At 63.7% G+C, this 14,646-nt stretch carries 11 protein-coding genes; 2 read left to right on the forward strand and 9 right to left on the reverse strand.

The window, feature by feature from the left end:
* Nucleotides 1-70: 70 nt before the first annotated feature.
* The 9 genes from H0P51_RS13660 to H0P51_RS13700 all read right to left on the reverse strand — a co-directional run bounded on the left by H0P51_RS13660 (nt 71) and on the right by H0P51_RS13700 (nt 10,367).
* Nucleotides 71-1,468, reverse strand: a complete 1,398-nt coding sequence (locus tag H0P51_RS13660; RefSeq protein WP_213016739.1) for an amidase — start codon at nt 1,466-1,468, stop codon at nt 71-73.
* Between the two features lie 140 nt (nt 1,469-1,608).
* A complete protein-coding gene (locus H0P51_RS13665; RefSeq protein ID WP_180918549.1) occupies nt 1,609-2,463 on the reverse strand; it encodes a mycofactocin-coupled SDR family oxidoreductase in 855 nt (284 codons plus the stop codon).
* 20 nt (nt 2,464-2,483) lie between these two features.
* Nucleotides 2,484-4,067: a pyruvate, phosphate dikinase gene (locus tag H0P51_RS13670; RefSeq protein ID WP_180918958.1), complete on the reverse strand. Its 1,584-nt coding sequence runs from the start codon at nt 4,065-4,067 to the stop codon at nt 2,484-2,486.
* A 2-nt stretch (nt 4,068-4,069) separates the two neighbouring features.
* On the reverse strand, nt 4,070-5,710 hold the full coding sequence (locus tag H0P51_RS13675) for an AMP-binding protein (protein ID WP_180918550.1): 1,641 nt from the start codon (nt 5,708-5,710) through the stop codon (nt 4,070-4,072).
* 25 nt (nt 5,711-5,735) lie between these two features.
* A complete protein-coding gene (locus tag H0P51_RS13680) occupies nt 5,736-6,584 on the reverse strand; it encodes an SDR family oxidoreductase (RefSeq protein ID WP_180918551.1) in 849 nt (282 codons plus the stop codon).
* A gap of 1 nt (nt 6,585) precedes the next feature.
* On the reverse strand, nt 6,586-7,377 hold the full coding sequence (locus tag H0P51_RS13685) for an enoyl-CoA hydratase/isomerase family protein (RefSeq protein WP_246398644.1): 792 nt from the start codon (nt 7,375-7,377) through the stop codon (nt 6,586-6,588).
* A 78-nt stretch (nt 7,378-7,455) separates the two neighbouring features.
* Nucleotides 7,456-8,478 carry an acyl-CoA dehydrogenase family protein gene (locus H0P51_RS13690; protein WP_180918552.1) on the reverse strand — a complete coding sequence of 341 codons (1,023 nt, stop codon included), beginning with the start codon at nt 8,476-8,478 and terminating at the stop codon, nt 7,456-7,458.
* A gap of 14 nt (nt 8,479-8,492) precedes the next feature.
* The gene (locus H0P51_RS13695) at nt 8,493-9,644 is read right to left on the reverse strand and encodes an acyl-CoA dehydrogenase family protein (RefSeq protein WP_180918553.1); all 1,152 of its coding nucleotides are present in this window, start codon (nt 9,642-9,644) and stop codon (nt 8,493-8,495) included.
* Between the two features lie 84 nt (nt 9,645-9,728).
* Nucleotides 9,729-10,367 (reverse strand): HAD family hydrolase, encoded by a 639-nt coding sequence (locus H0P51_RS13700; RefSeq protein ID WP_180918554.1) that lies wholly within the window; start codon nt 10,365-10,367, stop codon nt 9,729-9,731.
* Between the two features lie 174 nt (nt 10,368-10,541).
* Here H0P51_RS13700 and H0P51_RS13705 point away from each other — a divergent pair, with 174 nt between their 5' ends.
* Nucleotides 10,542-13,148 (forward strand): NAD-dependent epimerase/dehydratase family protein, encoded by a 2,607-nt coding sequence (locus H0P51_RS13705; RefSeq protein WP_180918555.1) that lies wholly within the window; start codon nt 10,542-10,544, stop codon nt 13,146-13,148.
* Complete coding sequence (locus H0P51_RS13710) at nt 13,145-14,644, forward strand: aldehyde dehydrogenase family protein (RefSeq protein WP_180918556.1); 1,500 nt, start codon at nt 13,145-13,147, stop codon at nt 14,642-14,644. The genes H0P51_RS13705 and H0P51_RS13710 overlap by 4 nt, the downstream gene beginning before the upstream one ends.
* Nucleotides 14,645-14,646: the final 2 nt, after the last annotated feature.

A 14,646-nucleotide genomic window follows, 5' to 3' on the forward strand; every position in this document is an offset into this window, starting at 1 on the left:
TCGCGCACTGTACGTCCATCCGCGTCTCACATCTGTGCTATTAGGCGTCTGCTGCATTTCGGTGTCGCGACTAATATTTCGGCGGCGTCCAACCGCCGAACGCCTTTTCCAGCGCCAGAGCGACCGCGATCGTGCGGTGGTCCTGACCGCGCCCTGCGACGACCTGCAACCCGAGTGGCAGACCCGCCGTGCCAAGTCCGAGTGGAACCTGTGTGGCGGGCATCTCGAGCGCGTTGAACAGTAGCGCGAAGCGGAAGTGCAGGGCCCCGCCGCGGCCGTGAGCCGGTGCCACGCCGGTCGCGCTGGGATAGAACAGCACACCGTCGTCACCGAGGGCACTGTCGATTTCGGCTTCAAGCGACTGTGCCGTCATGGTCAATCGGTGAATTGCTGCGGGAAACCGGAGCAACGGCGGAGTCAGTATATTCACCGCGGCGACCGGAAGAATGTGCTCCTTCAGCGGTGACGCCCACCGCAGTGTGCGGGGCCCGGTCTCGAGTGCGAATGGCCACTGACCGTCTTGCAGCAGTCTGCCGAAGTACCCGAACACGGCCTTCGACAGGCCCGAAATAGTCGGGTGTTCGACCCGGGCTCCTAGTGCTCTCAGGACGGCGGCCGCCCGACTGGCTGCGGTACGCAATTCGTTAGATACCTTGGGGCGGTTCCCATCGGTATCGATGACCAGTATCCGAAGGTCCTTGACGTCCACGGCCGACGGGTCACCGAGCTCGAAGTGGCGGCTTTGCGGATCGGTGGGGTGGGGTCCGGCGATCACCCGCAGCAGCGGCATCAGGTCTTCGGCTCTGCGAGCCAACGGGCCGGTGGTGTTGATTCGTGCTTGTGCACCTTGGCAATTGGGGAACTGGCCCGAGGACGGCACTAAACCCCCGGTGGGTTTGTGTCCAAATACCCCATTGCAGAAGGCGGGAATTCGGATTGATCCGCCGATGTCGGTCCCGAGGCCGAAGGGCGATGCGCCCGAACCGACGGCCGCCCCTTCACCGCCACTGCTGCCTCCGGCGGTGCGTGCGGGGTGGTAGGCGTTGTTGGTACGACCGTAGATGCGGTTGTCGGTTGCGGTCCACGCCGTCCATTCCGCAATGTTGGTGACGCCGAGCGGAATCGCCCCCGCCGCCCGTAACCGCGCGACCGAAGGAGCGTCTCTGTCGGCGATCACGGTCTTGCGCGCGACGACACCACATGTGTTCGGCATGCCGGTCAGGGCGATGTTCTCCTTGATGGTGCAGGGGACACCATGAAACGGTGGCAGACTGTCGGGGTCTTCTGTGTGCACTCGTTCGTCGGCCGCGTCAGCCTCTTGTCTGGCTTCCGAAAAGCGCTCACACACCACGGCGTTGAGGGTCGGGTTGACTTGCTCGATGTGGGCGATGTGGGTCTCTACGACCTCTCTGGAGGTCGCCGCTCCGGTGCGAATCCGCCGAGCCAGCTCCGTCGCTGACAGGGTCAACAGCTCATCGATCAGCGCGATGACAGCCCTCCTATCCGCGTGCGCGAGGTGGCGCGAGCAGACGCAAAAGCACCCTGGAACGCACGTTCCCAGGGGCTTTTGCGTCTGCTCGCGCTAATCATGCGCCGCTCATGTGCTGGTCACATACCTCGCTGGATCGTGGCACCGCCGTCAACGCGCATCTGCATGCCGGTGACATAGCGTGACTCGTCGGAAGCCAGATATACCACCGCATAAGAGATGTCGGACGGGTCGACCCAGGCAACAGGCATCGCCTGCATCGAACGGAAGCCTGCCTCGGCCTCTTCGACCGTGGGATTGGCCAGATCAGGACGGAATGCCCGGTACATCGGTTCACTCTGCAGCATGTCGGTGTCGCAGTTGGTGGGATGCACGGCATTGACTCGAATAGACCGGGGAGCAAGCTTCACTGCGAGCGTCGTGGTGTAGTCGACCAGCATCCGCTTGGCCAGACTGTAGCCAGCACCGCCCATGCCCTTCGGACCGCTGCCCCCGGACGCCGAACTGGAGAGCAAGGCGGCGACCGACCCGGTCGCAATGATCGACCCGCCCGCCCCGAGAAGGGGAAGCGCCACGTGGACGGTGTTGATCACACCGATCAGGTCGACGTCGACGGCGTCGATGAAGGCCCCGACGCCGAGACGGTCACCAAGCGGGGCGATGCCCGCATTCGCCACCACCACATCGACTTTTCCCAATTCGGCGACGCCAGTGCCGAGTGCGGCCGCGAGCGCGCTGCGATCTCGCACATCCGCCTGGATCGGAACAATTCGCCGACCGGTCTTCTCTACCAGTCGCGCGGTTTCGTCGAGGTCCTCGGGGCGCGCCAACGGATATTCGTTGCTGTCGATGTCCTCGCAGATGTCGACCGCGATGATGTCGGCGCCTTCCGCGGCGAGGTGCACGGCGTGACTGCGGCCCTGGCCGCGTGCCGCACCGGTGATGAACGCGACCTTATCCTGGACGCGACCCATATTCTCCTCCTGCGTTGGCTCTAGTCCTGAGTTATCGTGCCGTACATCCGTATTGCGGTCAGCATGGCAACCAGCGGATGGGCCGAGACGACATGTGTGAGTCCAGCGTCCATCGCTGCCCGTACGCTGGCTTCGGTGTCGTCATCCAGAGCCGGGTAGTCGCCCGACATGTAAGCGGACAGCGGGCTGTGCCGGCGCGCGATCTCACCCAGCTCCGCAAGGTATGGCGAATTACGTTCGGACCAAGCAGACAGCGGCAGGATGCCCTCCCGCACTTCACCTTCCGTGCCGTCAATGGTAATTAGCCTGCCGGCCAGGGTTGCCGCGACTCCGACTCCGCATCCCACGATCGACGGTCGGTGCAATTCGCGCGATACCACTGCCGCGTGGCTGGTGGCCCCGCCGATCTCGGTGACGATGCCGGTCGCCGCCATCATCCCCTGAATGTCATCGGGGCTGGTGCTGGGCCGGACTAGGATCACATCCTCTCCGTCTTCGGCAGCGTCGATGGCTTCGTCGACATCGATGTACGCCGTGCCCGATGCGATACCAGGGGAGGCCGGCAGCCCTCTGGCTAAAAGATCTGCAGCAAAACGTGTTTCGGGTTGTAGCGACGGCTGAAGCAGAATGTTCAGGTGGGTCGGATCTACGCGGCGCAGTACCTCGGCATCGCCGATCAGGCCCTCGTTGCGTAGGGCCAGTGCGAACCGTACGCCCGCCTGAGCCGACCGCTTGGCCGTTCGAGTCTGCAGCAACCAGAGTTTGCCCTGCTCAACGGTGAATTCGATGTCCTGGACGTCCCTGGCGATTCGTTCGAGCGTCTCCGCAGCGTTGATCAGTTCGTCGTAGACCTCGGGTTGCTCATCGCGAAGCGCAGCCACCGGCTCCACGTCGAAGGTTCCAGATACGACGTCCTCGCCCTGGCCGCCCGGCAGCCATTCGCCGAATGGTTGGTCGGCGCCGGTCATCGGGTTACGGGAGAACAACACGCCCGTGCCGGATTTGTTGTCCATGTTTCCGAACACCATGGCCTGCACCACCACGGCGGTTCCGCCCGTGTCGCTGAGTCGGTGGTGCTTTCGGTATGCGATGGCGCGTGGCGAGTTCCACGACCTGAATACCGCGCCGATTGCTCCACGCAGTTGCTGGAACGGATCGTCAGGGACCACGCCGCACTCGTCGTCGAGCACGATGCGCCGGTACATGTGGCGAAACCGTTGTCGAGTGTCAGCGGCAAACTCGGGGCTGTGCAATTCGGCCAGCGCCGCTTCGACAGTGTCGTCGACACCTAGATCGAGGACGGTGTCCAGCATCCCGGGCATAGACAGGGCGCCGCCGCTGCGGACACTGACCAGCAGGGGACGTGGTCCCCTCCCGAAAGTCCGGGAGGTTTCGGATTCCAGCCAGCGTAGTTTCGCGCGTACCTCATCGCGGATCGAGTCCGAAGCGGCCTCGGGTTCCGTGAAGTACCGAGTGCAGACCTCGGTGGTGATGCAGAATGCCGGCGGTACCGGTAGGCCCTCGCGGCGCATTGCATTGATGCCATAACCTTTGTTGCCCAGTAACTCTCGCGGCTGCTGTGCCGTGCCGTCGAGTAGGACCACATTCATCGCTTCGACACCTCGACGTCGGAGTCGGTGATGTCCCATGTCGCGGCGGTAACTCCTTCGTCGCGCAGTTGGTGCTTGAGCACCTTGCCGGTGGCGTTTCTGGGCAGTTCGGAACGGAATTCGATGTAGCGAGGGACCGCGAAATACGGCAGCTTGTCCAGACACCATCGGCATAGCTGCTCCGCGGTGAGTTGGGTGCCGTCGCGGCGCACCACCGTCACCTTGACATCGTCCTCGGTGAGATCTGACGGCACTGCATGAACTGCGACGTCGGCGATGTCGGGATGGCTGCGGAAGGTCCGTTCGAGTTCGTAGCTCGAAATGTTCTCGCCGCGGCGGCGCAGGTAGTCCTTCTTGCGGTCGACGAACCAGAACCAACCCTCGGCGTCGAATCGGCCTATGTCACCCGTGTGGAACCAAAGATTGCGCAGCACCGCGATGGTTGCTTCGGGGCGACGCCAGTACCCCTCGAACATGACGTGCGGCTTGCGCGGGCGAACGATGATTTCGCCAGGCTGTCCGTCGGGAACCTCGGCGTCGTTGTCGTCGACGATCCGTACGTCGAAGTCGTCGTTTCGCCGTCCGGAGGCGCCCAACGGTGCCGTCAGACTGCGCGGGTTGCTCGTGACGAACGACGCTTCGGTAAGTCCGAAGACCGAGTTGCCCGCACTTCTCACCCCGAACCGTCGCGTCCAGGTGTCGATCAACTCCGGCGTCCACGGCGCGCCTCCAACGTGTTGGATCTGGCCAAAACATTCGGTCATCTCTGCGGTTTCGGGCATCGATGCAATTAGGGTGATCATTGTGCCCAGTATGGAAACCTGCTGTGCTCCACAGCGTTTGATATCCGGCCAGAAGCCCGACAACGAAAAGCGTTCTGCAATACACACCGTCGTGCAATTCACCGCGGTGGCCAGCACCGAGGTACCGGCGGCATTCAGATGAAACAGCGGCAGCGGCGTCCACAGGGTGAAGCCCGGGTTTCGCATCGCCGCGGTGTTTTTCGCGACGTTGCAGATGTAGTTATGGCTGATCATGCAGCCCTTGGAGGGGCCGGTCGTTCCCGAGGTGTAGACGAGCATCGCGAGGTCTTGCGCAGCGACCGCGACGGGTGCTTGCAGTCCGGTCTCCGGTGTGATGACCTCCATCTGAACCAGTAAGCTACTCTCCGCATCAGGCGGCGCGCTGCGCACCACCAGGTGACGCAGGCCCGGAAGTTCGGGTGCGATGTCTAGAATCCTTTGCGCATAGTCGGATTCGGCCAGCACCACCGCGGCCGCGGCATCGGCGATCTGATGACGCAGGTACTCGCCCTTGAGGGCGGTGTTCACCGGCACCCACACCGCGCCGAGGAAATTGGCGGCGAACCAGGAAACGATCGCGTCGGCGTTGTTGTCGAGGATGCACACGACGGTGTGCCCGGCGGCCACCCCAAGTTGCGCCAGGCCAGCGGCGCGGCGTAGTGACAGGTCCCACACCTGGGAGTAGGTGTGGCGCTCACCGCCGAAGTCGACGAACACCTTGTCGGGGGAGTGTTCACGTGCACGCGACAACACCGCGGTTACCGTGTCGAAGTCTCCCACCGACCACACGGCGCATGCCGGCGCCGAGACATGGCTGGTGTCCGCGATCGTCATTGAGTTGGTGGTCCTTTCCTGGCCGCTAGGGGAACTGCTCGTCAATGGGTACAAAGTCGGGCATCGCGAGCCCACGCCGCAACCAGTTGGCGCCGTCGAGCACCATGGTGTGCCCGGTCAGGTAGGCGGCGTAGGGGGAGCAGAGATATGTCGCAGCCCAACCTAGTTCGTGTGGCTGACCGACCCGTCCGCCAGGTATCCGTTTGCAGTCTGCCTCGGGGTTCTGCCGGGCCAGCAACACCGGCGGCAGATCGTCGTGCGGAAACAATCCGGGTGCAAGGCAGTTGACGCGGATGCCGTTGGGCGCCCACTCGACAGCCAGGGATTGCGTCAGGTTCATGACACCGGCTTTGGCTGCCGCGGAGTGTGCGGTGCCTGGGCCGCCCGTCCAGGAGTAGGTGGCTCCGATGTTCAGGATAGCTCCGGGTGCCGTTCTGGCGATCGCGCGTCGGGCGAATTCCGCGCTACACAGAAAGGTTCCGTTGAGCACGATGTCGACGACGCTGCGCCAGGCGTTGGCGGACATCTTGACGGCCTGCGACGGAAAGTTCCCGGCCGCGTTGTTGATCAGCACATCGGCTGGCCCCAGCTCTTCTTCGATCCGGTCGAATGTGCTGGCCACGGCGTCATCGTTGCGAACGTCGAGTTCGACACCTATTGCCCTGGCGCCCAGTGCAGCCACTGCCTGCACCCCGTTCTCGCGGTGCTCGGCCTTGCGGCTGGCGACGGCTATTCCCGCGCCGAGCCGGGCGAATTCAACGGCCATCGCCTTGCCCAACCCGGTTCCGCCGCCCGTGACAATGACGACCTTTCCGGCATAGGTACGCGGCGGCAGCATCGCCGTGCCGACCGGGGGAGGTGTCGGCAATGGCATCTCAGGACTTCTCCCGCTTCGTGTCGGCCGCCGTGTTCTCATTGTCACGCAGCGCGTTTTCCTTGATGCGGAGATAGTCGTCGGATCTGAACAGGGCGGTCTGGGCGAGCAATTCTTGGACCATCCCGCTGCGGATGTCACCGCTAGCTGCCTGGTTAATCAGCAACTTGCCCATCGACACCGCCAGTCTCGGCTTGGCCGCGAACTCGCGACACAGTTGCATGGCTCGATCGTGCAGTTGCTCGACCGGAACGACTTCTTCGGCAAGGCCCCACGTGTACGCGGTCTGGGCATTGATGCGAGAACCGCTGAGTATCAAGTATTTCGCACGCGCCGGACCGACGAGCGCGGGCAGCAGCTGTGTTCCGCCGGTGTCGGGGACCAAGCCCAACTCGACCTCGGGCAGTCCGAAGACAGCGTCCTCGGCGATGATTCGTATGTCGGCGGACAGGGCGATCTCGAAGCCGCCACCCAGAGCGGCGCCCTGCACGGCCGCCACGACCGGTTTGGTCGATTCCAGGACATCCAACCGGATTCGTTGGTGCTCTAGGACGAAGGTGAAGTCGTCCTCCCCGTCGGACCGCTGGCCCAGCTCGGCTGTGTCACGCCCGGAGCAGAACGAGCGGCCTTCGCCGCGGATCAGGATGCACCGTACCGACTGGTCGGCCAGCTGCCCACGCAACGCCCTACACATCTCGTCGAAGAGTGAGTCGGTGATGGCATTGTGCCGGTGTGGTCGATTGAGCGACACGACTCCGACACCGTCGACGACCTCGGTCTTCAGCTCCGCCACGTTAATGCCTCGCCTCCCGCTCGTTCCGGACTTCGCACGTTGCTTGCTGCGTTCCTCGCTTGCGTTGGTTTCGGGGGCTCATTGCTCGCCTGCTTCCACGTTCATCTGCGCGCTGGCCAACCCACCCAACTGTGCTGCAGCCCGACCGAAAGACTCTGTGTTGCAGAGGGTATGGCTTCGCTTGACAAAGCGATGAGCGGTGTCCTCGACGGTAAACCCCATTGCTCCACGGATGTGGATATTTGCCCTGGCGTTGCCGAACGCCGCTCGGCGGCAGAACGCGGCGGCGGCCAGGGCATAGTAATCGGGACTCAAGTCATCCGGCGCGGAACTCATATCGGCCAATGCGGCGAAGTAGGTGACGTTATCGGCGGCCAGCGCGTTGGTAGCCATGTCCGCGCATTGGTGCTTGATGGCCTGGAAGGCACCGATCGGTTTGCCGAATTGGATCCGGTTCTTTGCGTAGTCCACGGCGAGATCGCTTGTAGCTACTGCTATTCCGGCCAGTTGGGCGCAGGTGAGGATGGAAAGAACTCGGCGCAGGCGGCGTACCGATGTGGCGTCATCGAGAAGAAGGCAAGCGCGCCCGAACTCGGCACGATTGCAATAGGACACCGACGTGCCGTCTTCGAGGCCGGGGCTGGATTCCGAGCGCCGCGGTGTCGGATACACGGCGGCCCGCTCGTCGTCTACCAGCAGCGTGAGCGCGCAGTCGTCGGCATTGGTTAGCATCAGGTCATGATTGTTTCCGGGTAGCGCGACAGCGCGTGCGACGCGAGTGTGGCCGCCGATCAGGTTCGCCGAGAGTGCCGTGTCGCCAGTCCACGCCGCCAACCTGGCCGCCGCCAGCGTCGCCAAGATCGGGCCAGGCACCAAAGCGCGGCCAATCTCCCGGAATACGAAGACCTCGTCGAGCAGGGTTGCTCCGGAGCCGCCCGAGCCCTTGGCAATGGCCAGGCCCAGCCAACCCAGTTCGGTGATCTCCTTCCACCGGACATCGTCGAGCTGTGCTGTCGAATTAGCCAGTGCCATGCGCGATTCAATGTACTGACGCGTCGCGTCGATGAGCGCATCCTGATCAGAGTCGGGCAGGAAATCCATAGTGCTATCGGTGCCTAACGGTTTCTAGGTAAACCGAGGATGCGTTCGCCGACGATGTCGCGCTGAACCTCCGATGTGCCGCCACCCACCGTGGTCGCGTATGAGTAGAGGTACTCGCCGATGTCACGGCCGTACCTGCCGCCCCGATCGAGACCGTACACACCGATGACGTCCATGCGGGCACGGTGGATGCGCTGGGCCAGGTCGCCGTAGAAGATCTTGATCATCGAACCCTCCGGCCCCGGCACGTCCGCTCGTGCCGCGGAGGACACCGTCGCGTACGTCATCGCCCGCATCGCCACTACGTCAGCGTGCAGGTCACCCAGCATTGCCCGCAGCCCGGAATCCTCGAGTAGCCCTAGGCTTGCAGCGTCCTCGTTGAGACGTTCCAACGCCACCGCTAGCTCGGTCTGTAGCTTTATGAACCCGGTACCGCGTTCGAAGCCGAGGGTGGACATAGCTACCGACCAGCCGTCGCCAATCTCGCCGACCACATTGTCCAGCGGTAGGCGAACATCGTCGTAGAACACCTCGCAGAACTCAGCCAATCCGTCCATCGAGATGATGGGCCGGACGGTGATCCCAGGGCTATGCATGTCACAGATCACCCAGGTCAGGCCGCGGTGGCGGGCTGAATCCGGGTCGGTTCGAACCAGGAGCTCCTGGTAGTCGGCTACGTGGGCGTAACTGGTCCAGATCTTCTGGCCGTTGACCACCAGTTCGTTGCCCTCGATAAATGCCCTAGCCGAGATGGCTGCAAGATCCGAACCGGCGCCTGGCTCAGAAAACCCTTGGCACCATACTTCCTCCCCAGCAAGAATTTTGGGGAGGTGGCGGCGCTTTTGCTCCTCGCTGCCGCGGGCGATCAAGGTCGGGCCGCCGTGATTGATACCGACGAAACCGCAGCCGATGTCGGGACCGTCGGCCCTCGCATACTCTTCGAACCAGATCAGTTGGCGGACAAGGGGCAGGCCCTGTCCGCCGTATTCGCGTGGCCACGCAATTCCCCCGTAGCCACCGTCGAATTGTCTGCGCTGCCACGCCATGTCCCAGGCCCGCGCGCCCGCGGCGTCCGCCGGTCGCTCGGTTGCCGGAATGTTGTACCGCAGCCAGGCGCGCACCGCGGACCGGAATGCCCGGTCCTCATCGGTGAAAGACAGATCCACGCTGTGCTCCTGGCTGTGGGTGCGGTATCGAGAAGATAGTTTATATAGATAAACTGGACTAAAGCAAGCGCGGCTGCATGCGGACTAGACACCGTAAATGCGTCGTAACGCCGTGACGGTGTTGGCGCTGTGTTCGTGGTGGATGGCGGTCATCCCCAGCCTTCTGGCCGGGATTAGATTGATTTCCAGATCGTCGACGAATACGCATTCGGCCGGTGCGCGGCCAAGTTTCGCTGCAGCTAATAGGTAGATCGCGGGATCGGGCTTGCGAATCCCTACCTCCGCGGACACCACGACTTCGGAGAACGGCGGCAACCGGTCCCACGGATACGTTTCGCGGGGGCCCCAGGAGTTGCTGACCAGCGCTGTCTGCACGCCATGGTCCATCAGTGCCCCCACCTCTTGCACCATGCGCGGATCGATTGGCTGCGTCGACTGCTGAACGTCCCGCAGCCATGCTGCCCCGTCCACATCGATTGAAGAATGCCTTCGAAGGACCGGGGTGACTCGGTCGACAAACTCTCGAATGGAGATTTGTCCGAGTTCGACCAAGGCAAACGGGCTGTCCGCCAAGTGGTCCGCCGAAAACGCCTCGGCGAGAAACGCCGCTGGCTCCACGCCGTGAGCCACACAGCTGCGCTCGAATGCACCCAATACCGACTCGGTGAGCACACCGCCGAAGTCGATCAGCAGTGCCGGGGCTCGGTGCGGATCACTATGCATAGCTACAGATTATCTACATGCAAAACCGAATACGACCGGCAAGGCGGCGGCCAATCGCCCACGTTCGCCACGGTTCCAAGAATCTAGAGAATCTCTACTCGACGCGTTGACATCGAAGTGTGCCGAAGCCTACATTTCGAGGTAACGGAAACAATTGACGACAGGCGACTTCGTATGCGTGTGATGGTCACGGGGGCATCCGGGGACTTCGGGTCCTGCATCATCCCTGAGATCCTCGGCCGGGGCCATGAAGTCGTGGGCCTGTCTCGACGTGAACATCGGCTGCCGTCCCCCCGCTACCGGCATGTCAGCGCCGACATCCGCGACACGGAAGCGCTCACGAAGGCCCTGGCAGACATCGATGCCGTGGTGCACCTGGCGTGGACCACCCACCCAATGCACGATGCGGCAGCCACCCATGCGATCGATGTGGGTGGAACGCAGGCGGTGGTGACGGCCATGGGCCGTACCGGCGTCTCTCGGCTGGTCACCGCATCGTCGGTGATGTCCTACGGGGCGAACGCCGACAACCCTGCGGCGCTGCGGGAAGGTGATCCGCTGCGGCCGTCCGCCAAGCACCTCTACTCGAAGCACAAGGTTGAGGCCGAGGAGTTGATCTCCGCATCGTCCCTCGACGCCGTCCTGGTGCGTGCGACCAACATCATGGGCCGCGCGACGACGGGTGTCACCCAGGAGGGGTTCGCCACGCCGGCAATTCTCGGTATGAAAGGTGGCAAGAACGAGTTTCAGTTCGTTCACCCCGACGATCTGGCCCGCTTCTTTGCCGACGCGCTGGAGCACCCGCAGTGGTCTGGGCCGATCAACCTGGCGGCGCCGGACACCATCACGATGCCTGAAGTGGCCGAGATCCTCGGCAAGCGATACGTGGAACTCGCACCCCAACGCGTCGAAACGGTGCTCACCTTCTTGTGGGAGCGGGGCTGGTTTTCCCTCGATCCCGGCGCGGTCGAGGCGTTCCTCAACTTCCCGTTGGTCGACACCACCCGTCTCACTGCGGAGTTCGGGTTCCACTGCGCATACTCGTCGCGGGAATGCGTGAAAGATTTCGCACGCACCAATCGCGGCCATGTATTCCTCGGCGTGCGGAAGGTACCGATTCCGTGGCGCTGGCCGTGGGGATGGGTGCCCGACGGACCCAGCGGGGTCGAGCGGCAAGTGGGTGCGCCCGAGGGTGTCTCGGGCGAATTCGATACTTCGGTGCATCCGAACTGGCAAGTGTTTACTGCCGCGAATACGTCGGAGGCATTCCCGGGGCCGATGACGCCGCTCTCGCTCGAGTTGGCGATCGAAGCACTGCGCGCCGCAGGCGCGCAAGCGGCCGAAGTGTTGCGGATCGGCGGCGAACTCGGGCGGGCCCTCCGGGAAGAGCCGGTCGGTGCCTTCGGTCACGGCATCTATGCCAACTTGTCAATCGTCTACGCGATGGGGACCGTAATGCCGGGTGGCGGTGCGTCCGCATGGCAGGACATGCTGTTCGGTACCAGCGGGGGCGCGGAAGTCCCGACGTTCGAAGCGCCCGGCGCAATGGACATGCTCAAGCGGCTACCGTTGGCTGCCCTGCAGCTCAGCGGCTTCGGTAGGGAGATCCGGGATATCCAATCCCATGCTCGGCGGTCGGCGCACGACGGCGTCTTCTACGCGCAACTCTCCGACGCCCAACTGCACGCGCGATTGCGCCGAATCCGCGACGAAGTTGCCAACGCCTGGGCGGCCTCCGCCCAGGCTTCGTCGTTCGTTGTGCCGTTGATGGGGCTGATCGAGAAGCAAGGCGGGAAAGGATTCGCCACCCGGATCCGTGGCGGCACCGACGGTCTCGTCAGCGCCGGGGTTACCCGCGGTACGTACGCGTTGGCCGCAATGGCGAAGACGGACCCGCTGATCGGACAAACCCTGCAGGACAATTCGGCTGCTGTGGCGTTGGTGATCCTCCGGCGGGAACGACCCAAGTTCGTCGCCAAACTCGACGAGGTGGTGGCCGAATACGGACACCGCGGGCCGCGGGAGACCGAGCTATCCAACGCAGTCTTCGCCGACGCCCCGGAGAGATTGCTCGACGTGGTCGCCAAATTGCTTGTGGCGCAGCGGCGTGTCACCGAGACGCCGCCGGAGTTTGGATTGCGGCTGAAGGTGTTGGCGTCGTTGGGTGCACGGTTCCAACGGTTACGGGAGACGGCCCGCGACGCGACCATTCGTCAAACTCACCAGTACCGCTTGGTCGCGCGCGAAATCGGAACCCGGTTGGCGGCGCGTGGGGTTATCGATAGCCCCAACGACGTGTTCTATCTGGTCCGCGACGAGCTGAAGAACCCACCGGTCGACGTCAAGGCCGTGATCGCGCGGCGGCGGGCCGAACGGGAGCGATTGGAGATTCAGCGGCCCCCATTGCATTTCGCGGGGGAATGGGCGCCAGACGTAGCCGAGCAGCATGAGCTGATGCCCGGCGAATCATTGCAGGGCAGTGCCGTGTCGGCCGGCCTCGCCAAGGGCCCGGTGCGTGTACTCACCGTCGATTCCATGGACGACCTCGAGCCGGGCGAGGTTTTGGTCACCGCCTTTACCGACACCGGATGGACACCGTTCTTCGCCTACGCGGCCGCGGTGATCGTCGACACCGGAGGAGAGATGTCGCACGCTGCGGTAGTAGCACGCGAATTCGGAATCCCCTGTGTCGTAGGCACGCTCACAGGAAGTAAGGTGCTCAAGACCGGGCATGTAGTGGAGGTCGACGGCGCCTCGGGCGTGGTGACCAGGGTCGAATGAGTACCTCTAGCGCCGCCGCACCAGCCAGAGCACACTACCCGGGCGTGTTCGTCAACGGCGATTGGCGCGCCACCGAACAAGCCGCGCCTGTGTTGAATCCGGCCACCGAGGAAACCGTCGTTGCCGCGCCGTGGGGCGCACCGGCCGACGCCGATGCCGCAGTTTCGGCCGCCCGGCAGGCCTTCGACGACGGACCTTGGCCGGCCATGACACCTGCGCAACGTGCCGATGCGTTGGCGCGGTTGCGCGATGTGCTTTCCAACTGGGCGGACGACATCGTCGCACTGGTGGTAGCCGAAGCCGGCATCCCGATATCGGTCGCGAGGCCCAGTCAATTCGACGCGCCCATGCGGCTTTTCGACTTCTTCATCGAGCGGTGCGCCGTATTCCAGACGATGCGAACTTTGCCGGTCACCACTTTGTCAAATCGTCAGGGCTCCACCGTGCTGGGCGCCGGGGTGGTGCAGCGCTCCCCGCGCGGAGTAGTATCCGCGATCACGCCGTTCAACGCACCGTTCTTCGTCAACCTGCTCAAGGTGGTTCCGGCGCTAGCGTCCGGATGCACGGTCGTGCTCAAGCCGTCGGATTTCACGCCGCTAGAGGCCTTGCTATTAGGGGCTGCGGCCCAGGAAGCCGGTCTACCGCCCGGCGTGCTCAACATCGTCACCGGCGGCGTGGACGTAGGGGAGTACCTGAGCACCGATCCGCGGGTGGACATGGTGACGTTCACCGGTTCCGACGCCGTCGGAGCCAAGGTGATGGCGCAGGCGTCCGCGACGCTAAAGCACGTCACGCTCGAACTCGGCGGCAAGTCGGCGATGATCGTGCGCGCCGACGCCGACCTGGACCAGGCGGCGGCAAGAGGCGCGCAGGAACTGACCTTGTTCAGCGGCCAAGGCTGCGCGTTGTGGACTCGGCACCTGGTGCACCGCAACGTGTATGACGCCTACATCGAGCGTGTCGCGGCGATACTGGAACAACTGCCGGTCGGTGATCCCGCGGATGTGAAAACTGTTGTGGGACCGCTGATTCGTGACAACGCTTGCATGCGGGCCGCGAATTACGTGGCGGGTGCCCGCGATCAGGGCGCCCGGCTGGTGCGCGGCGGCCGTCGTCCCCCGCACTTGAGCCGCGGGTTCTACTACGAGCCGACTCTGCTGGCTGACGTGCGCAGCGACATGACCGTCGCCCAAGAGGAGGTTTTCGGGCCGGTGGGCGTGGTGATCCGCTTCGACGATGACGACGAAGCCGTCCGCATCGCCAACCATTCGGCATACGGTCTATCCGGTTCTATCTGGACCGCAGACCCGGGTACGGCCTTTGCAATGGCGCAGCGGATCCAGTCCGGAAACGTCACCATCAACGGCGGCACGGGGGGCATGAGTCCGTGGGCGCCGTTCGGTGGCTACAAGCGATCGGGTGTGGGCCGTGAGCTCGGAGCCGACGTGCTCGACGACTTTACCGAGACGAAAGCTATCCAATTCCATGCAGGTTGACC

Source organism: Mycobacterium vicinigordonae, from assembly GCF_013466425.1.
GTDB lineage: Bacteria > Actinomycetota > Actinomycetes > Mycobacteriales > Mycobacteriaceae > Mycobacterium > Mycobacterium vicinigordonae.